The 20,519-nt window shown below is 72.7% G+C and carries 15 protein-coding genes; 9 read left to right on the forward strand and 6 right to left on the reverse strand.

Features of this window, described 5'->3' with window-relative positions; all coding sequences use genetic code 11:
- Positions 1-17: 17 nt before the first annotated feature.
- From CITRI_RS0106975 to CITRI_RS0106995, 5 genes are all read right to left on the reverse strand, one after another.
- Positions 18-1,127, reverse strand: coding sequence for a hypothetical protein (locus CITRI_RS0106975; protein ID WP_010143974.1), 1,110 nt, complete (start codon positions 1,125-1,127; stop codon positions 18-20).
- Entirely contained in the window at positions 1,124-3,379 is a 2,256-nt protein-coding gene (locus CITRI_RS0106980; protein WP_010143975.1) for an ABC transporter ATP-binding protein, read from the reverse strand. Before CITRI_RS0106980 ends, CITRI_RS0106975 begins: the two co-directional genes overlap by 4 nt.
- On the reverse strand, positions 3,376-5,133 hold the full coding sequence (locus CITRI_RS0106985) for an ABC transporter ATP-binding protein (RefSeq protein ID WP_010143976.1): 1,758 nt from the start codon (positions 5,131-5,133) through the stop codon (positions 3,376-3,378). Before CITRI_RS0106985 ends, CITRI_RS0106980 begins: the two co-directional genes overlap by 4 nt.
- 264 nt (positions 5,134-5,397) lie before the next feature.
- Positions 5,398-6,249 carry a hydrolase gene (locus tag CITRI_RS0106990; protein WP_010143977.1) on the reverse strand — a complete coding sequence of 284 codons (852 nt, stop codon included), beginning with the start codon at positions 6,247-6,249 and terminating at the stop codon, positions 5,398-5,400.
- Between the two features lie 51 nt (positions 6,250-6,300).
- Entirely contained in the window at positions 6,301-7,248 is a 948-nt protein-coding gene (locus tag CITRI_RS0106995; RefSeq protein ID WP_010143978.1) for an acyl-CoA thioesterase, read from the reverse strand.
- 136 nt (positions 7,249-7,384) lie between these two features.
- Here CITRI_RS0106995 and CITRI_RS0107000 point away from each other — a divergent pair, with 136 nt between their 5' ends.
- From CITRI_RS0107000 to CITRI_RS0107040, 9 genes are all read left to right on the forward strand, one after another.
- Complete coding sequence (locus tag CITRI_RS0107000; RefSeq protein ID WP_010143979.1) at positions 7,385-8,380, forward strand: acyl-CoA thioesterase; 996 nt, start codon at positions 7,385-7,387, stop codon at positions 8,378-8,380.
- Positions 8,380-8,760, forward strand: coding sequence for a HEAT repeat domain-containing protein (locus CITRI_RS16730; protein ID WP_010143980.1), 381 nt, complete (start codon positions 8,380-8,382; stop codon positions 8,758-8,760). Before CITRI_RS0107000 ends, CITRI_RS16730 begins: the two co-directional genes overlap by 1 nt.
- A gap of 31 nt (positions 8,761-8,791) precedes the next feature.
- Positions 8,792-9,997 (forward strand): methyltransferase domain-containing protein, encoded by a 1,206-nt coding sequence (locus CITRI_RS0107010; protein WP_029139109.1) that lies wholly within the window; start codon positions 8,792-8,794, stop codon positions 9,995-9,997.
- 192 nt (positions 9,998-10,189) lie between these two features.
- Positions 10,190-13,612, forward strand: coding sequence for an HAD-IA family hydrolase (locus CITRI_RS0107015; RefSeq protein WP_010143982.1), 3,423 nt, complete (start codon positions 10,190-10,192; stop codon positions 13,610-13,612).
- Complete coding sequence (locus CITRI_RS0107020) at positions 13,612-14,748, forward strand: nitronate monooxygenase family protein (RefSeq protein ID WP_010143983.1); 1,137 nt, start codon at positions 13,612-13,614, stop codon at positions 14,746-14,748. Before CITRI_RS0107015 ends, CITRI_RS0107020 begins: the two co-directional genes overlap by 1 nt.
- A gap of 178 nt (positions 14,749-14,926) precedes the next feature.
- Positions 14,927-16,138, forward strand: coding sequence for a sensor histidine kinase (locus CITRI_RS0107025; protein WP_237709008.1), 1,212 nt, complete (start codon positions 14,927-14,929; stop codon positions 16,136-16,138).
- A gap of 91 nt (positions 16,139-16,229) precedes the next feature.
- Positions 16,230-16,976: a response regulator transcription factor gene (locus CITRI_RS0107030; protein WP_050813616.1), complete on the forward strand. Its 747-nt coding sequence runs from the start codon at positions 16,230-16,232 to the stop codon at positions 16,974-16,976.
- A gap of 95 nt (positions 16,977-17,071) precedes the next feature.
- Positions 17,072-17,791, forward strand: a complete 720-nt coding sequence (locus tag CITRI_RS0107035) for a GAF and ANTAR domain-containing protein (RefSeq protein WP_010143987.1) — start codon at positions 17,072-17,074, stop codon at positions 17,789-17,791.
- A 396-nt stretch (positions 17,792-18,187) separates the two neighbouring features.
- Positions 18,188-18,811: a hypothetical protein gene (locus tag CITRI_RS0107040; protein WP_010143988.1), complete on the forward strand. Its 624-nt coding sequence runs from the start codon at positions 18,188-18,190 to the stop codon at positions 18,809-18,811.
- A gap of 27 nt (positions 18,812-18,838) precedes the next feature.
- Here the strand turns inward: CITRI_RS0107040 and CITRI_RS0107045 are convergent, their stop codons facing one another.
- A complete protein-coding gene (locus tag CITRI_RS0107045) occupies positions 18,839-20,344 on the reverse strand; it encodes an L-lactate permease (protein WP_237709009.1) in 1,506 nt (501 codons plus the stop codon).
- Positions 20,345-20,519 lie beyond the last annotated feature (175 nt).

The raw sequence follows: 20,519 nt of genomic DNA on the forward strand, positions 1-20,519 counted from the left end.
CGGCGGGCCCCGAGGGGTCAGGCGCTGCCGCGGGTGAAGATCGCGGCACGGACGTCGTCGTCCTCCTCGAGCCCGGCCCCGAGCGCCGAGCCGATCGTGGCCAGCCCGCCCACGAACCAGGCGAGCTTGAGGTACTGGGGGAAGTGCGCGGGGTCTCCCGTGACCTCCGCGAACACGTCGGGGTCCACCAGCAGCAGGGCGCCGGCCAGGGCCGCCGCGAACAGCCCCACGTGCAGCACCATCACCCCGATCAGCACGGAGGAGACCGTGGCGATGTTGAACACGGCGACCTGCTCACGCTCGGCGCGGCGCCGCGGCCTCTCCCACAGGTTCGCGCCGACCACGAGGGACACCGTCACGGACAGGACGGCCACGGCGCCCACGAGCGCCATCTGCAGCCCGTTGTACTCCGCCGAGAGCAGCCACAGGTCGGTGGTGATGAGGGTCAGTGCACCGGTCGCCAAGGCAGCGGACAGCGATCGGGACAGGCTCGCGGCGAGCAGCCACGGCCGGTTGGCACGGATGGTGCCGAGCAGCAGCCGGGCGTTCGAGGACCCCACCCGCCAGGCGAACAGCCCACCGCTCTCGGCACCGCGGTCCTCGACGTCCGTGGCCAGTTGGCGCGCCGCGTCCACGGCGGCCCGCAGTTGCTGCGGCGAGGGATCGCTCTCATCCGGGTCCAGGCCCAGGATCCGTGCGACGACGTCACGCACCGCGTCCGCGACGCCCACCCCCGCCAGGTCCAGGGACACGACCCCGGCTGAGTGCGCGGGGGAGACCTGCGCGGTCAGCGTGTGCCGGCCCTGCCGCAACGGTTCCTCGCACACGCCGACCGCGAGGTCCCAGTCCCGGTCGAGCATGCAGTCCCGCGTGGACTCGAGAAGGTCCAGCGAGTCGTCGTCCTCGGCATCCCCGAGGTGTCCCCGCTCCACCTGGACCTGCCAGGACAACCCCGGGTAGGCGGTTGCCAGACCCTCCTCGAGTTCCGCGGCCAGGGCTCCCTCCTGCGCCGGAACGGACACGTCCGCCCGGATCAGCACGCCCAGCCGGACGATGGTCCCGGGACGGGTCGGGTCCGCGCCCGGGGCCCGGTGCTCCGAGGCCCCTGCCCCGTCCGGTGCCCTCACCGGTCGCGGATCCCGGACTCGTCCGGCTCGGGGTCCGTCACCACGGGCCCGGGACCCGTCACCAGGGGAACGGAGCCGGTCACGACGGGGACCGGACCGGCACCGGCCGGGACCGTCCCCTCGCCGCTGACCGGCAAGGCTCCGGTGCCCGGCGAGAGGGCCTCCGCCTCGGCGTCGAGGTCCACGCCCGCGGTGAACTGGGACATGTACAGCCGGTGATAGGCGCCCCCGGCGGCGAGCAGCTGATCGTGGGAGCCCTGCTCCACGATGTCCCCGTGCTCCATCACCAGGATCACGTCCGCGTCGCGGATGGTGGACAACCGGTGGGCGATGACGAACGAGGTCCGGTCGGTCCGCAGCGCCGCCATGGCCTCCTGGACCAGCACCTCGGTCCGGGTGTCCACGGACGAGGTGGCCTCGTCCAGGATCAGCAGGGCGGGATCGGCCAGGAAGGCGCGGGCGATCGTGATGAGCTGGCGCTCCCCGGCGGAGACGTTGGCGCCCTCGTCCTCGATGACCGTGTCGTAGCCGTCTGGCAGGGTGTGCACGAAGCGGTCCACGAAGGTGGCCCGCGCCGCGGCCACGACCTCCTCGTCCATGGCGTCCAGCCGCCCGTACCGGATGTTCTCCCGGATGGTCCCGCCGAACAGGACGGCGTCCTGCAGCACCATGCCCACCTGGCCGCGCAGCACGCCCCGTTGCAGGGAGCGGATGTCCACGCCGTCGAGGCGGATCGCGCCGGCGTCGATCTCGTAGAACCGCATGATGAGGTTCACCAGCGTGGTCTTCCCGGCACCGGTGGGCCCCACGATGGCGATGGTGTGCCCGGGCTCGGCGGTCAGGGACAGGTCCGTGATGAGCGGCTTCTCCGGGGTGTAGGAGAAGGCCACGTGGTCGAACTCGATCCGCCCGAGCACCGGCCGGGCCAGGTCCGCCGGCCGGCGCCCGGACGGGTCCAGGGTGCCCGCGCGCTCCTGGTCGGCCAGGTCCGGGTCCTGTTCCTCGGCGTCGAGCAGCTCGAAGATCCGCTCGGCGGAGGCCACGCCGGAGATGAGCATGTTGGACATGCCCGCCACCTGGCCCAGCGGCTGGTTGAACTCCCGCGAGTACTGGATGAAGGCCGTGACGGCGCCGAGGGTCATCTGGCCCGTGGCCACCCGCAGACCGCCCACCACGGCGATGCCCACGTAGCCGAGGTAGTTCACCCACTGCATGATCGGCATGATCATCCCGGAGTAGAACTGTGCCCGGAACGAGGCCTCGTAGAGCTCCTCGTTGCGCTCGTCGAAGCGGGCGCCCATGTCCTGCTGACGGCCGAACGCCGTCACCAGCTCGTGCCCCGTGAAGGACTCCTCGATGTGGCCGTTGAGCCGGCCGGTGTTCTTCCACTGGGCGGTGAACAGCTTCTGCGACTTCGAGCCGATGATCCCCACCACCACGCCGGACAACGGGAGCGCGATCAACGCGATGAGCGCCAGCTGCCAGGACAGCCAGAACATCATGATGACGATGCCGATGATCGTCAGCGCCGAGTAGACCAGGGTGGCGAACGCCTGCTGCATGGCCTGCTGGACGTTGTCCACGTCATTGGTCGTCCGGGACAGCAGGTCACCGCGCTGCCGGGTGTCGAAGTAGCTCAGCGGCAGGCGGTTGACCTTGGCCTCGATGTCCTGGCGCAACCGGTAGACCACGCGCATGACGATGTCGTTCAGGACCCGCCCCTGCAGCCACATGAACAGCTGGGCCACCACGTACATGCCGAGCACGATGAGGATGAGCCGGGCCAGTTCCGCGAAGTCGATGCCCTGGCCGGGCACGAAGTCCATCCCGGACAGCATCTCCGCCGCCTGGGCCTGGCCGGTGGCGCGCAACCCGTCGATGACCTGTTCGGCGGTCATGCCGGCCGGCATCTGGGCCGAGACCAGGCCGCCGAAGATCACGTTCATCGCGTCACCGAGGATGGCGGGGGCCCAGACGTTGAAGACCACGGCCACGACGACCAGCACCACGACCAGCGTCATGCCGGTCCGCTCGGGCCCGAAGGTGGCGAACAGGCGCTTGGCCGAGGGCCAGAACGCCTTGGCCCTGCGGGGAACCGCGGTGTCGCCCCACTCGTCCGGTCCCACGCTGTCCTGCAGCTCGGCGATCTCCTCGTCCGTGATCGCGACGGCGTCGCCGGCACCCTGTCCCCGGCGGTCCGCCGCGCGCAGGGCCCTCCGGCCCCTCTTCCGGTTCGCTCCGTCCGCGCTCATGCCACTTCCTCCGCACTGATCTGGGAGTCGACGATCTCCCGGTAGGTCTCCGACGTCGCGAGCAGTTCCTCGTGGGTGCCACGGCCGACGATCCGGCCCTCGTCCAGGACCAGGATCTGGTCGGCATCGGTGATGGTGGAGACGCGCTGGGCCACGATGATCGTGGTGGCCCCCCGGGTGTACCCGGTCAGGGCCTGGCGCAACCGGGCGTCGGTCGTGACGTCGAGCGCCGAGAACGAGTCGTCGAACACGTAGACCCGGGGCCGGGCCACGAGCGCCCGGGCGATGCACAGGCGCTGGCGCTGGCCCCCGGAGACGTTGGTGCCGCCCTGGGAGATCGCGGAGTCCAGTCCGGTGCGGGCCGCCTCCCCCTCCCCCGTCGTGCGGTCCCGGACGAATTCCGTGGCCTGGGCCGTGTCCAGGGCCGCCCACAGATCGGCGTCCGTGGCCTCGGGGTTGCCGAACCGGAGGTTGTCCGCCACGGACCCGGAGAACAGGAACGGCTTCTGGGGGACCAGTCCCACGGCCGCGGTGAGCGAGGCCCTGGCCTGCTCGGTCACCGGCACCCCGTCGATGAGGACCTCTCCGCCGGTGGCGTCGTAGAGCCGGGGGATGAGGTTCACCAGCGTCGACTTGCCCGAACCGGTGGAGCCGATGATCGCGGTCGTGCGGCCCGGCTCGGCGGTGAAGGAGATGCCGTCCAGCACGGGCGACTCCGCACCCGGGTAGGCGAAGCGGACATCGCGCAGTTCCACCCGGCCCTCCTGGCGCTCGGGCACCCTCGGGGCGGCCGGTTCCCGGAGCGAACCGGAGGTGGACAGCACCTCACCGATGCGCCGGGCACAGACGACGGCCCGCGGAAGCATCATGAACATGAAGGTGCCCATCATGACGGCCATGAGGATCTGCAGGAGGTACTGCATGAACGCGGTCAGGGCGCCGACCTCCACGAGTCCCTGGTCCACGCGCAGGCCGCCGAACCAGAGCACGGCGGCGGTGGCCAGGTGCAGGACCATGGTGATGACCGGGCCCATCAGGACGAACAACCGGCCGATCCGGACCGAGGTGTCCGTCAGCGCGGCATTGGCGTCGGTGAACCGCTGGGCCTCGTGGCGTTCCCGGACGAAGGCGCGGACCACGCGGATGCCCATGATCTGTTCGCGCATCACGCCGTTCACGCCGTCGATGTTGTCCTGCATCCGTTCGAACAACGGCATGAGGGTGCGCACGAGCAGGCCGACGATGACCAGCAGCAGGGGAACCGAGACCCACACGAGCCAGGACAGGCCGGGATCCTCCTGGATCGCCATGATGATGCCGCCGATGGACATGATCGGGACCATGACCATGAAGTTCAGCGCCATGAGCACGACCATCTGCACCTGCTGGACGTCGTTCGTGCCGCGGGTGATGAGGGTGGGGGCGCCGAAGCGTCCGACCTCCTCGGCGGAGAACCCGTCCACCTGGGAGTACACGGCCTTGCGGACGTCCCGGCCGAGGGCCATCGCCACACGGGCGCCGAACCACACGGCGGCGATCGCCGTGGCCACCTGGACGATGGCGACGCCGAGCATCACCGCCCCGGTCCGCCAGATGTAGCCGGTATCACCCCGGGCGATGCCGTCGTCGATGATGTCGGCGTTCAGGCTCGGCAGGTACAGCGTGGCCAGGGTGGCGGCCAGTTGCAGCACCAGGACCGCTACGACGGAGCGCCAGTAGGGCCTGCCGTAGTGCCGGACGAGTTTCCAGAGCACGGTTCACTCCCGGGTCATAGTGGGGTCCGCGAAGGATCCGCTTCGACGGACGAGGGTGGCGGGACCGTGACGGGACCCCGTGACCGCGCGCCAGGGCCGTGGCGGGGTGGCGGGAGGTCGGGGACCGGAATGGTCCGTGGTCCATCATGCCCTACCCGGTTCGCCGCCGGGGCCGTTGCGGGCCCGGTGGGAGGGATCCCGCAGGATCGGAATCACCCGGCCGCAGGGGCCCGGGGTGCGCGCCGCGGCCCCGGGCCGGGGGGATCAGGTCAGGTGGTCGCAGCGGCCCTCGGCCCAGTCCGCGTGGCGCTGCGCGGAGCGGTGCATCACGGCGCGGGCCTCCGCGGTGATGCAGCCGGTGAAGTTGTCGTAGAGCCGGTCGTAGTCGTACCGGTCCAGGTAGTCGGCGATCCGCAGCGCCACCCGCCCGGACAGGGGCAGGTAGTTCGGGAAGGACCGCATGAACGTGGTCCAGGCCCGGTCCCGCGCCACGCCCACGGTGTCCCCGGCCAGCAGCACCCCCCGCCCGTCCTCGGCGGTGTAGTGCACCACCACGCTGCCCGGGAAGTGGCCACCGGGCTGGGAGGCCGTGACCCCGGGCAGGGGTTCGATCGTTCCGGACCACAGTTCCAGGTTCCCCGGCCGCCGGGCCAGCCACGCGGCGTCGGGCGCGGAGACGTAGACCGGTACGCCGTCGAACGCCTCGGACCAGTCCGACTGGACCCCGTACATGTGCGGGTGGGAGGCGATGATCCCGGCCAGCCCGCCGAGGCCGGCCACCGCCTCCACGGCCGCCCGGTCGATGTGGGCGGGGACGTCCACCAGGAGGTTCCCGGCCGGCGTCGTCAGCAGCTTGGCATGCTGGCCGATCCCGACCCCGCCGCGCACCGGCAGCGCCCAGAGGCCCGGCTCCAGCGGGGCCGGTTGCACGCGGGCACCACCGGAGCGCAGGGCGCCGACGGTCGTCCAGCGCTGGCCGTCGGCCGGGACCCACTGGCGGTCGTCGGCGCAGATCGCGCACGTCCCGGGCAGGGCGTCCGGGTCGTGTTCCACCCCGCAGGTGGTGCACAGCACGGTCCGGTCCCACGGCTGGTCAGGTGTCGGCTGGGTGTCCATGGTCAGTGCAGTGTAGGCGGCGCGCCGCGGGACGGGACAGGCCCCGGGGCGTCAGCCCCCGGCCCACTCGTGGGAGGCCTTGTTGCGCAGGCCGACCAGTTCCAGCGCCCTGCGCTCCAGGGACTGGTCCTGTTCGGTCACCGCCCGCCACTGCTTGACCGGCACGGCCTTGCCGTTCGTCCCGGTGGAGACCATCACGGTGAGCCCGTGGGCGATCAGCTTGGGCTCGCGCTCGCGGCGGTCCCCCGCCCGGGCGCGGATGGAGACGTGCATGGAGCGTGCCGAGGTGTGGACCAGGCGGGCCTCGATCTCCACCAGGTCCCCCACCCGCACCGGCTGGTAGAAGCGGACGCCGCCGGCGAAGACCGCCACGACCGGCAGCCCGGACCAGCGGGAGGCACAGACGTTGGCGGCCTCGTCGATCCAGCGCATCACGGCCCCGGCCTGGACCTTCTCCCCCGGGTAGACCTCCCGGGTGTTGGCCACGAAGCGCAACACCACGGTCTCGGCGGTCAGCTCCCCCTCCGGGGGCGGGGCGGACACCATGGCCTCCTCCACCTCACGGCGGATGGTGCCGCGGACCCTGGCCAACCGCGCGCGCTCCAGCTCCTCCGGGGTAGTCGGTTCCCACGGACGGACGGGCACCGGTGCACCGGCGTCGTCCACGGCCACGTAGACCATGACGCACTCGGTGCACACCACGGCCTTGCCGTGCTCGTCCCGGGTGTCCGGCAGCACCACCCGGGTCTGCACGTGCACCGAGGTCCGGCCCGTGTACACCACGCGGGCCTCGACGATCACGCGGGTCTCCACGGGCACCGGGTTGGCGAAGTGCATGTTCCCCACGTAGGAACCCACCACGTCGCCCCCGGACCAGCTGGCGGCCGCGGCGTAGGCCGTCTTGTCGATCCAGGTCATCACGGTTCCGGCGTCGACCGAGCCGTCCGGGTGGTCATAGGCCTCGGCACGGAACTGGAGGGCGACGGAACTTCGGGGCATGACACGAAACTAGCACCCGTGACGTACGCCACGTTGCCGCCATTCTCACCCAGCGGAACCGGAGGCAGGTGCGCGGGGCGGGCCGGCGGACGTTCACGTTCGGCCGGACACGGCGCACCACGGCAGAATGGAGGTCATGGAGACCGCCCCACATCCGGCCGCGCCCGTCGGCGAGCGCCGGCACGAGATGACCCTGCGCTTCCTGGCCGCCCCCACGGACCGGGGCCACGCCGGGACGGTGGACGCCGGACGGGTCCTGGAGTGGATCGACAAGGCCGCGTTCGCCGCGGCCACCGCGTGGTCCGGTTCCTACTGCGTGACGGCCTACGTGGGGAACATCCACTTCCACGATCCGGTGCAGGTCGGCGAGATGGTCGAGATCACCGCCACGGTGCTCTACACCGGCCGCAGCTCGATGCACATCAACACCATGGTCCGCTCCGGGGATCCGAAGACCGGGCTCCTCGAGGAGCGGGCCCGCTGCCTGGTGATCTTCGTGGCGGTGGACGGCGCCGGGCGCTCCACCCCGGTCCCGGAGTTCGTGCCCCGCACGCTGGAACAGCAACTCGCCCGGGACTACGCCGTCTCCCGCATCCCGGTCCGGGACGAGATCGGCGCCGAGCTGAAGAAGCAGACGTACACGGACGCCGGGACGGCCGAGAAGGTGGTCCTGCGCTTCCTGGCCGTGCCCACGGACGTCAACTGGGGCGGCAAGGTCCACGGCGGGATCGTCATGGAGTGGATCGACCAGGCCGCCTACCTCTGTTCCTCCCGGTACTGCGGGCGGGACACCGTGGCCGTGTTCTCCGGGGGCATCCGCTTCCTGCAGCCCCTGCACATCGGGGACCTCGTGGAGGTCGAGGCACGCCTGATCTACACGGGCAACAAGGGCATGCACATCGCCGTGGAGGTCCGCTCGGGGGATCCCAAGGGCACCGAACTGCACCTGACCACCAATTGCATCACCGTGATGGTGGCCCGTGACGACGAGGGCACCTCCGTGCCCGTGACCCCCTGGGTGCCCGTCACCGAGGAGGACCGTCGCCTGTGGCAGCACGCCCGCGACCTCCTGGCCATCCGCGGCCGGGCCCCGGGCAACCGGCTGCCCAACCATCTCCTGGAGGAGGCCTGATGGACACCCGAGACTGGGACGTGAACCTGCCGGGTTCACCGGACCTGCCCGCACGCGCCCCGGCCCGGCCCGCCGCCGTGCTGGCGGGACTGGACAGCGACGACCGGCAGGTCCGTGAGGCGAGCTGCCGGGTGGCCGCCGCGCAGGGCATCACCGAGGCCGCCGGCCCGCTCGAGCGGTTGCTCACCGACCCGGACCCGCGCGTGCGCAGCGCAGCCGCCCAGGCCCTGGGGGCGGTGGGCCGGGAGAGCGCCGCCCGGGCCCTGAACGGGCTGCTCATGGACCCGGACTCCGTGCTGGCCTCCGCCGCGGAGGACGCCCTGGTGCAGATCGCGGACCGCCTGGACCGTCCCGACCTGCGCCCCCGCACCGAGTACTGAGGCCTCCCGCCCCGGTACCCTTGAGGGCACCATGCAATGCCCCCATTTCGACGCCGGCGAGTGCCGGTCCTGCCCGCTGATGGGCGTCCCGTACCCCCGGCAACTGGCGGATAAGCAGGCCGGGGTGCGGGCCCTGCTGGACCCGGTGGCCGGGGCCACGGCCCCGGACGGCACGGACCTCTGGCTGGACCCGGTCGCCTCGGCCGAGTCGGGTTTCCGCAACAAGGCCAAGATGGTCGTCACGGGCACCGCCGCCCGCCCGCGGCTGGGCATCCTGGACCCCCGCCAGCACCCGAAACACCACGACGGCCGGGGGGTGGACCTGCGCGACTGCGGGCTCTACGAACCCGCCCTCGGCGCCGCCTTCCCGCACCTGGCCGCGGTCATCACCGCCGCCGGGCTCACCCCCTACGACGTGGGGTCCCGTAGCGGCGAGCTCAAGCACGTCATCACCACCCTCTCCCCGGACGGCGGGCTGATGGTCCGCTTCGTGCTGCGCTCCACGGACCAGCTCCCGGCCCTGCGCCGCGCCGTCCCCGCCCTGCTCAGGGCCCTGCCGCACGCCGAGGTGGTCACCGCCAACATCCTCCCGCAGCACCAGGCCCTGCTCGAGGGCGAGGAGGAGATCCACCTGGCCGGGGACCAGACCCTGACCATGCGCCTGAACGGCGTCCCGCTGCACCTGCGCCCGCAGGGCTTCTTCCAGACCAACACGGCAGTGGCCGCCCGCCTCTACGCCGAGGCCTCCGCCTGGCTGGACACCACGGACGCCGCCAGCGTGTGGGACCTGTACTGCGGCGTGGGCGGTTTCGGCTTCCAGCTCGCCGAGGTCCGGCACGGTGACGGCCCGCTGCCCGTAGGCGCCCCGCGGCAGGTGTGGGGCCTGGAGACCAGCGCGGACGCCGTGGCCGCCGCCCGGATGACCGCCGGGGAACTGGGGGTCCAGGACCGGGTGCGCTTCGCCGTCGGGGACGCCACGGACCCGGCGCACCGGCCGGACGGGCTGCCGGACGCCGTGGTGGTCAATCCGCCGCGGCGCGGCATCGGCGAGGACCTGGCTGGCTGGCTGGAGACCTCGGGCGTCCCCCACGTGCTGTACTCCAGCTGCAGCGCGACCACGCTGGCGAGGGACCTGGCGCGGATGCCCGGTCACGTCCCGGTCCGGGCCCGGCTGGTGGACATGTTCCCGCAGACCGGACACTACGAGGTGCTCGTGCAGCTGCGGCGGCGGGACTGAACCGCCGCGCCGCCCGCCCGGCCGCACCCCGGACCCGGTGATCGCACCCACCGGCCCCAGTGATTCCGGCCACCCTTTCACCGGCAGCACACCGCGCCGCAGGGTCCCGTGGCTAGCATGAGCCGCAAGGCTCCCCGCGGGCCATCCGTCCACACGACCGTCCGAGGACCATCCGAGGAACAGGAAGACCGCATGCACCCCCTGACCAAGCCCGTCACCCTGACCGGGCCGGCCCGACGTCACACGCTCCGCCACTTCCGTGCCGTGATCTTCGACATGGACGGCGTGGTCACGGACACCGCCGGAGTGCATGCCCAGGCGTGGAAGGACCTGTTCGACTCCTCGATCAGTGCCGTCGGGGCGCTGCCGCAGAACGTCGCCGCGGTGCAGGCCGACCCGGCCTGCCTGCGCCCCTTCGACGCCGCGAGCGACTACCTCGCCCACGTGGACGGCAGGCCCCGCGAGGACGGGGTCCGCTCGTTCTTCGCCTCGCGCGGCCTGGTCGTCCCGGAGGCCGCCGCGCTCCTCGGTTCGGACGGCGAGCCGGTCCCCGTGGCACCGGCGGCGGGCCCGACGCCGGCGCCCGGCCGGGGCGGGCACCTCACCGTCCAGGCCCTCGCGGCGAAGAAGCAGGGCTTCTTCGAGGCCGTGCTGGCCCGGGACGGCGTCCGGGTCTTCCCCGAGGCCCTCGAGCTGCTCACGCGGCTGCGCTACGAGGCGGTGCCCACCGCGCTGGTGACCTCCTCCCGGAACTCGACGGCGGTGCTCAGCGCCGGACACGTCCAGCGGTTGTTCGACGTGGTGGTGGACGGCAACACGGCGCTTGAGCTGGGACTGCCCGGCAAGCCGGACCCGGCCATGTTCCACCTCGCGGCCCAGGAGCTCGGGGTGGAGCCCGCTGACGCGATCGTGCTCGAGGACGCCGCCTCCGGGGTCCAGGCGGCACGTGACGGTGGCTTCGGCCTGGTGGTCGGCGTGGACCGGGCGCAGGATCCCGGGCGCCTCAAGCAGGCCGGGGCCGACGTGGTGGTCGAGGACTTCACCGAGCTGCAGTTGGACCAGCGCACCACCCGCCCCTTCGACCCGGCCTGGGTGCTCGCCTACGACGACTACGACCCGGCCGAGGAGGGCACCCGGGAGGCGCTGTGCACCCTGGCCAACGGCTACTGGGGCACCCGCGGGTCCGTCCCCGGCACCACCGCCGACGCCGTCCACTACCCGGGCACCTACCTGGCCGGGATCTTCAACCGGTTGGAGTCCACGGTCCAGGGCCGCACGGTGGAGACCGAGCACATGGTCAACAGCCCGGACTGGACCTACATGCGGGTGACCCTGCCCGGCGGGGACGAGCTGCTGCCGGGCAACCCGGACATGATCTCCTACCGCCAGGAGCTGGACCTGCGCCGGGGCCTGCTGACCCGCACCTCCCGGTTCCGGGACCGGCACGGACGCACCACGCGCGTGACCACCCGGCAGTTCCAGTCCTTCGCCGGTCACCACCTGGCGGCCCTGGAGCTGACGGTGGAGGCGGAGGACTGGTCCGGCCACGCCACGGTCCGGTCGATGGTCGACGGCCGGGTGGCCAACCAGAACGTGCCCGATGACCGCGGACTGTCCGCACACCACTGGGAGCCGGTGCAGTCCCGCGAACTGGACGGCGAGACCGTGCTGCTCGAGACCGTGACCACCCAGTCCCGGGTATACGTGGCCATGGCCGCCCGCACCCGCTTCCAGTCCCCCGCGGACGCCGCGGAGCCCCTCCGGACCCCGGTCGAGCTCGGCCCGATGGTGGCCGGCCACGACATCGAGATCGAACTGACCGAGGGCGTGCCGGTGATGTTCGACAAGATCGTGGCCGCGTCCAACACGCATGACCACGCCGTCTCCACCGTGTGGCACAACGCGGCCAAGCGGATCGAGCGGACCGGTTCCTTCCGCCAGCTGCTGACCTACCACGAGGAGATGTGGGGCATCAACTGGAACCGCTTCGCCGTGAAGCTGGAACCGATCCAGGAGCAGCCCGAGATCATGCCCGAGGCCTTCAGCGGCCTGTACGGGTTCCTGGGCGCCAACCAGCGCCACCAGCTGGCCCTGAACCTGCACACCTTCCACGTGCTGCAGACCTCCTTCGGCTCCCGCCGGGACCTCGATGCCGGGCTCGGCGCCCGGGGCCTGCACGGCGAGGGCTACCGGGGCCACGTCTTCTGGGACGAGATCTTCGTCTATCCGATGCTCACCCTGCGCCGTCCCGAGCTGACGCGCGGGCTGCTGATGTACCGCTACCGGCGCCTGGGCGAGGCCCGGGCCAACGCCCGCGCGGAGGGTTTCCAGGGCGCCATGTTCCCCTGGCAGTCCGGTTCGGACGGACGGGAGGAGACGCCCACCGAGCTGTGGAACCCGCGGTCCGAGATGTGGATGCCGGACAACTCGCACAACCAGCGCCACGTCTCCCTCGCGGTCGCGTACTCGGTCCTGCGCTACATCGAGGCCACGCGGGACCACAGCTTCATCTCGGACTACGGGGCGGAGATGCTGGTGGAGATCAGCCGCTTCTTCGTCTCCATGACCCACTACAACGAGGAACGGGGGCAGTACGAGCTCCACGGGGTGATGGGGCCGGACGAGTACCACGACGGTTACCCGGGCACCCCCGGCTCGGGACTGCGGAACAACGCCTACACGAACGTGTTGCTGTCCTGGGTGCTCTCCGAGACGGTGCGCCTGGTCCGCTGGCTGGACGGCCTGGATGACCCGCTGACCGAGTGGCTGGACGTGTTCCAGGACGAGCTGGACCTGTGGGAGCAGATCAGCCTGAGGCTGCGGGTGCCCTTCCAGGAGGGCGGGGTGATGAGCCAGTTCGACGGCTATGAGGACCTCGAGGAGTTCGACTGGGACCACTACCGGGACACGTACGGCAACATCGGCCGGCTGGACCTGATCCTGCAGGCCGAGGGGGACTCGACCAACCGGTACAAGCTCTCCAAGCAGGCGGACGTGCTCATGCTCGCCTACCTGTTCTCCTCGGAGGAGCTGCAGGGCATCCTCGAGCGAATGGGGTACCACTTCACCTCGGCCGATTTCGCCGCCACGGTGGAGTACTACCTGGAGCGCACCTCCCACGGGTCCACCCTGTCCCGCCTGGTGCACGGCTGGGTGGCCGCCCGCACCGACCGGTCCAGTTCCTGGCGCCTGTTCGAGGAGGCGCTCGAGGCCGACCTCTCGGACACGCAGGGCGGCACCACCCGGGAGGGCATCCACCTGGGGGCGATGGCGGGCACGGTGGACATGGTCATCCGTTGCTACGCCGGTGTGGAGACCCGGTCGGACACCCTCTGGCTGCACCCCCTGCTGCCGCTGGAGGCCTCGGGCGTGCAGTTCACCATCCGCTACCGCAAGCAGCCGTTGAGCGTGCGCATCACGCAGTACTGCATCACGCTGGAGCTGCTGGAGGGCTCGGCCCGGCCGATCCACCTGAACGTGGAGGGCCGGGAGAAGACCATGCATCCCGGGGAGAAGTGGACAGTGCCCCTGCTGAACCGGCACCCGTCCCTGACCGCCTCGGTGGACCCCATGGCCTGCGTCTCCCCGGACGCCAACCGGCTCGGGATCCTCTGATGAGCGGTGCCGGCTCCCTGGTGGGCGGACGGGCCGTCGTCGCCGCGCCCATGGCCGGCGGCCCGTCGACGTGGCAGCTCGCCGCCGCCGTGACCCGGGCGGGCGGGATCGGCTTCCTCGCGGCGGGGATGCGCCCGGTCGATCGGCTCGTGCAGGACGTGGCCAGCGCCCGTGGCGCCCTGGAGGGCACGGAGCGCGCCGTCCTCGGGGTCAACCTCTTCGTCCCCGAACCGGCGAACACCGCTGTCCCCGGGGACCGGAAGGCACCCGGTTCTCCGGCCCGACGCCGGCGCGCGGAGGCGGTGCGCCGGTACCGTTCCGGCCTGCTCGCCGAGGCCCGGCGCCTGGGCGTGGAGCTGCCGGCCCCGGAGGCCCTCGACCCGGACGCGATGGACGGCTGGGAGGCCAAGCTCGAGGCGGCCGAGGCCGGTGCCTGGCCGCTGGTGACCTTCACCTTCGGCCTGCCCGAGGCGTCCGTGTTCGACCGCCTGCACGCCGCCGGATCGGTGCTGGGGGTGACCGTGACCAGTGCCGCCGAGGCGCTCCGCGCCCTCGACCACGGGGCGGACGTGCTCTGCGTCCAGGGCCCGCAGGCCGGCGGCCACCGGTCGGTGCACGACCCCGCCGCCGACCCCGGCACCACGCCGCTGCTGGCCCTGCTGGCCGAGGTGCGGGCCGCCGTCGGGACCGGTGCCGGGCAGGACGTCCCGCTGTGGGCCGCCGGCGGGATCATGGATGCCGCCGGCGTGCGCCGGGTGCTGGCCGCGGGCGCGACGGCGGCGCAGTGCGGCACCGCGTTCCTGCTCGCGGACGAGGCGGGAACCTCGGCCCTGCAGCGCGCCGCCCTGGAGCGGTCCGCGTCCGGAACGGGCTTCGCGCACCCGGACGGTTCGGCACGGACCGCGCTGACCCGCGCCTATTCCGGCCGCTGGGCCCGGGGACTGGAGAACCGGTTCATGCGCGGGCACGCGGACGCCCCGGCCGCCTACCCGGAGGTCAATGTCCTCACCGGGCCGCTGCGCCAGGCCGCCACCGCGGCCGGGGACGCGGAGTCGGTGAGCCTGTGGGCCGGCGTCGGGGCCGCGGCCGTGCGCGCCGCCCCGGCCGCGGAGATCGTCCGGGACCTGACGCCCTGACCCGGGGCCCCTGCCCCGGGGACGCACGAGCACCGGGCCCGGATCCCGGCCTGAGGACCAGACCCCGGGATGACGCGGCGGCCGCCCGGACCGGCCTAGGGTGGGACACCGTGAATCCCCTGCGCCGCCTCGACACCTGGTTCCGCAGCCACCCGATCCTCATGGACGTGCTGGTGGCGTGCCTGCTGGTGCTGTTCATCCCCCACTGGCCGTCGGGGCGGTGGCCCCGGTCTCCGGGGGCATGGACCGCTTCTGGCCGTGGCAGCTCTTCGCCTTCCTCTGTGCCGTGGGCCAGTTGGCCCCGTGGGCGATCCGGCGGTGGAGGCCGGTGCTGTCCGCCGGGATCGTGGTGTTCTTCTGCGTGCTGCAGCTGGTGCTCGGGGCGGACCTGCTGCCCTCGCTCATCGCCGTCCCGATGACGGTGCACAACCTGGCCGCCCACGGGCCGCGCTGGGCCTCTTTCGCTGGTCTCGGCACGGCCCTGACCGGGGCGGTCCTCAACGGCATCAAGGTCGCCTACGCGCCGGCTCCGCCCTACAGCCCCGATGCGGCGGCCGTCATGGACAACGGTTCCGGTTTCGAGGGCCAGCCCGCCGCTGAACTGGCCGTCATCGCCTCGGCCATCGCGATCGCCTGCGCGGCGATCGTGCTGGCGGCCTGGGCGTTCGGGGACCTGGCCCGGACCCGGCGACTGGCCATGGAGCAGTTGCGGGACCGGGCCCGTCAGCTCGAGGTCGAGGCCGCCCAGGAGCGGGCCCTGGCCGCCGCCGACGAACGCAACCACATCGCGCGCGAGATGCATGACATCGTCGCCCACTCGCTCCAGGTGATCATCACCCAGGCGGACGGCGGCCGGTACGCCGGGGCGCAGGACCCGGCGGTCGCCGTCGGGACCCTGCAGACCATCTCGGACACCGGACGCCGCGCGCTGGGCGAGATGCGTCGGCTGCTGGGGGTGCTCCGCGGACCGGAGGCGGTGGAGCTCCATCCGCAGCCGGGGTTGGCGGACGTGGACGACCTGGTCGAGACGATCCGGCTGACCGGGCTGGAGGTGGACTTCGCGGTCGAGGGGACCCCGCGCCGCGAGCTGCCGGCCGGCGGGGAGCTCGCCGCGTACCGCGCGCTCCAGGGGGCGCTGACCAACACGGTCCGCCACGGCGGCCCGAACGCCCGTGCGATGGCCCGGCTGGGCTGGACGGCCCGGGGACTGGAGATCAGCGTGCACGACGACGGCCGAGGGGCCGCCGCGTCCGCGCAGACCAGCGGCTCGGGCCAGGGGTTGACCGGACTGCGCGAGCGGATCGGCCTGTTCGGCGGTTCCGTGACGGCGGCACCGCGCCAGGGCGGCGGGTTCAGCGTGCAGGCCACGGTGCCGTACCAGGAGGTCTGAACCCGTCGGGCACGGCGGTCGGCCGATCGTCATCGCCGAGAGGACATGTCCGTGTGGGCCCCCGGGGGACACGTCCTCCCGGGGATGACGGATGCCCGATGATGGAGGGGTGATCCCAGACCCCGCCCCGATCCGCGTCGCCCTCGTGGACGACCAGCAACTGGTCCGCTCCGGACTGGGCATGCTCGTGAACTCCCAGCCGGACCTGGAGGTCGTCGGCGAGGCCTCTACGGGCCGGGAGGCCGTGGCCTCGCCCTCCGTCCGCGGCGCGGACGTCATCCTGATGGACGTCCGCATGCCCCAGCTGGACGGCATCGCCGCCACCCGCGCCCTGCTCGGCGAGGGGGACGACGGCGGCCGCGCACCGGGCGGGGTGGGTGCGGTGGATGGCCCGCGCGTGGTGGTGCTGACGACCTTCGACCTGGACGAGTACGCGCTGGAGGCGATCGAGGCCGGCGCCTCGGGGTTCCTGCTCAAGGACGCCCCGCCCGAGGAGCTGCTGGCGGCCATCCGCACCGTGCACCGCGGGGATGCGGTCATCGCCCCCTCGACCACCCGCCGGCTGCTCGACCACATGGCCCCCACGCTGCGCCGGGACCACGCGGCCGACCGCCGCCGGGAGCGGGAGTCCGCCGCGGTGGACTCCCTGACCCCGCGCGAGCGCGAGGTCCTGGAGCTCATGTCCCGCGGGGACTCGAACCAGGAGATCGCCACCGGGCTGTTCCTGTCCGAGGCCACGGTGAAGACCCACGTGGGGCGGGTCCTGGCCAAGCTCGGGGCCCGGGACCGGGTGCAGGCCGTGGTCACCGCCTACCGCACCGGCGTGGCGCATCCCTGACCGGCGTGCCGGGTCTCGGTCTCCGGGCCCACGACCTGTCATGGTGTGCAGATCAGCATCATTGAGGAAGAGCGAAGAGGAGAGGAGACCAGGCCATGACCGACCAGGCGACGAGGCTGCACGAGTTGCTCCTGGGCGCGGAGGACATCAGCGGCTTCCTGGACGAGCTCGTCGCGGCCACGGCGCAGTCCCTGACCGGGCTGGCGGGCGAGGTGTGGTGCGCAATCCTGCTGGTCCGCCCGAAGCGACCCGCCACCGTGGCCTCCTCCGATCCTCGCGCCCAGGCCCTCGACGAGGTGCAGTACGACTTCGGTGAGGGCCCCTGCCTCACCGCCGCCCGCGAGGGCCGGTTGGTGTACCTGACGGACACCCTCGAGGAATCCCGCTGGCCCAGCTACCGCCAGGCGGCCGCCGAGGCCGGTGTGCGGTCCGCCCTGGGTGTTCCCCTGGACCTGGGCGGGGAGGCCGTGGCCGCCCTGGACGTCTACTCGGACCGCCCCCACGCCTTCGACGCGGACAGCATGGAGATTGTGCACAGGCAGGCGGTGGCCCTGTCCACCACGATGCGCCTGGTGGTCCGCATGGCCCGGCACCGGGACGTCGAGACCGACCTGCGGGCGGCACTGACGTCGCGGACCTCCATCGACCTGGCCGTGGGGATCCTGATGGGCCGGAACCACTGCTCCCAGCAGGAGGCGGTGGAGATGCTCCGGCACGCCTCCAACCGGCGGAACACCAAGCTGCGGGACCTGGCGGAGGAGCTCGTCCGCTCCGTGGGCGACGGCCGGGCGGCGGCCACGCACTTCGTGGACTGACCTCCCCCCGGGGTGCCCTCCTCCGGAGCCGGGGCCGTCCGCGCCCACGTCACGGAGGACTTCACTGTGACCCGCCCCACGGGGATGCCTATAATGGCCCGAGGTCGAGCCATGGCCGCGAAGATCTTTGACGACCCTCGAGGACGACGCCATGGCCCCATTCATCGCCCCCCGGGCTGCCCCGCAGCCACCCGTCGGCGGTACCCCGCACTCCCCCCGTACCCCGGTGACCGACCACGCCGCCGGACCCGACGATGCCGCTGTGCCCGAGGGTGCCGCCGGGGCTGAGAGGACCGTGCCCGCTGACGCCCCCGCCTGCAGTGCGACCGGCAGTGCGCCGTCCGCGACGGAACCGTCCCCCGGGCCGCAGTCGCCGAGCCGGCAGGGGGCCTGACGGTGGCGGGAATCGTCGGAGAGATCGCCTTCCACGGGGACAAGGCCGACCTGGCCACGGTGTGCAGCATGGCCGAGGCCCAGACCCATGCCCCGTACGGATTCGGGACGAGCAGCTGGGGGTGGGTCGCCCTGGGACATCAGCGCCACGGGGCCTCGCCCGCACCCCACGGCGCGGCCCAGCCCCTCGCGGATGACCGCCTCGGCCTCGGACTCGTGCTCGCCGGGGAGGTCGCCAATCGCGAGTCGCTGCGGGAGGAATTGGACGGGGACTTCCCCTTCCGCGGCACAGGGGGCGCCGAGGTCGCCCTGGCCGCCTATCACCGGTGGGGGGAACGCTTCGCGGCGCGGCTCGAGGGGTCGTTCGCCCTGGCGGTCGTGGACGCGTTCAGGGAGAAGGTCCTGCTGACCCGGGACGCGGACGGGACCATGCCCCTCTACCTCGCGCGGGGCCCAGGCCTCGTGCGCTTCGCCTCCGCCACCGAGTCCCTGCACGCCGTCAGCGGGCCGTACCCCTCGAACGGGGTCCACCCGGTCCCGCCGGGCACCGTCCTCCTGTTCGAGCCCTCGGGGCGTTCCGTCACGAGGGTGCTCGGGGATCAGGACGCGCAGGGAGTGGATGCCTGACGGCCGGCCCGCCCGTGCCGGCCGCGGTCAGCCGGCGGCCGGCACCCAGAGCATGGTGGCGACGGCCCAGAGCAGGATGCACGCCAGCACGTAGGGCATGGTGACGCGCAGCATGTTGCCCCGCGTCACGGTCGGCCCCGGCGTGTCCGCGCGCTGGTGCGAGAGGGCCAGCAGGTACGCCAGCTCGATGCGCGCCGGGCTCGTCAGCGTCCCCAGTCCGGCCGCCGCGTTCTGGGAGGCCATCACCCACAGGGGGTCCACGCCCAGGGCGTGTGCCGAGGCCGTCTGGGTGCCGCCGAACATCGAGTTGGCGCCGGTGTTGGAGGCGGTGATGTATCCGCCCAGCCCGCCGATCCACGGCACCAGCAGCAGGTAACCCGCGCCCAGGACGGTCAGCGCCCCGGCCAGGGACTGGGCCAGCCCGCCCCCGGAGACCGCGTAGCCCAGCAGCAGGTACAGGGCGGTGGGCACGGCGGTGCCCCGCCACATCCGCCAGGTCTCCCCGGGCAACCGCACCCGGTGGTCGCGGTCGAGGGACAGCACCACGATGCCGCTGAGGGCCCCGGCCGTGGACCACAGGGCCGGCGACCCGATGACCGCGCCCAGGGCTCCCGGCAGGAGGAACCGCTCCACCATCTGCCCGGCGATGGTCCCGATCAGCAGCACCAGGTAGGGCGTCAGGGCCCGCCACGGGGTGGGGCCCAGCCGTCCCCGGTTGATCACCAGGGCCCAGAGGGCGGACATCAGCAGGGACCCGACGGCGCCCGCCACGGCGGTGCCCAGCAGCAGGTTCGCGCCGAGCACGAGGCCGGCCAGGGCCAGTCCGGAGACCAGGCCGGTGGCGATCCACACGGCATAGGCGGAGCGGGGCAGGCCGGCGCGGCCGGCCCGGCCGGGCTCGCGCCCTCCCGCCGTGTCCCCGGCGCCCCTCCGGGCCAGCTCGGCGGCACCACGGCCTGCCACGACCGCGGCCACCGCACCGGAACCGGCGAACGCCAGGACGTTGAACACCCCGGAGGCCAGGCCGAGGTCCAGCAGCGATACCCCGGCGATCCCCGACCCGAGCAGGGTGCCCGGGGCCATGGAGCCCCACGGGGCCACGGCCAGTCCGAGCAGTGCCAGCGTGGCGGCGCGCACGGGGGTGAAGCCGAGGGAGAGCAACAGGGGCAGGCCGATCATGACGGACACCCCGAAACCGGTCACCGACTCCAGGAACGGCACCACCCCGGACACCATCAGCAGGGCCGAGGCCACCGTGGGACCACCGCCGGCCGAGAGCCAGCCGGCGATGCGCTGCTGCGCGCCGCCGCGGTCCATGACCCGGGAGAGCAGGATGCCACCGGCGATGATGCCCAGCACCTCCACCAGCGTGCCCATCCCCGCGGCGAACGCTCCGGCCAGCTCGGCCGGGGCCGTGCGGAACCACAACAGCCCGGCCAGCAGGGCGGTCACCAGGCCGGTCCCCGGAGCCACCCAGGCCGGGACCGGCACCACGAGCAGGGCCAGGGTCAGCACGATGGGCAGCGCGGCCATGAACACGTCCACCGCAGCCTCCGTCCCCTCCTGCCATCCCTGCAGGTCCGTCCATGTGGCGGGCGGGCCGAGCGCCGCCCCCGGGAATGCTACCGGTCCACCCGGACTCCGGGTGCCCCGTAGTCCTCCCGGAGTCCGGGACACCCCCGAGTCATCCCGGAGGATGACCCGGATC

This window comes from Citricoccus sp. CH26A (assembly GCF_000224415.1).
In the GTDB taxonomy this organism is placed as follows: domain Bacteria; phylum Actinomycetota; class Actinomycetes; order Actinomycetales; family Micrococcaceae; genus Citricoccus.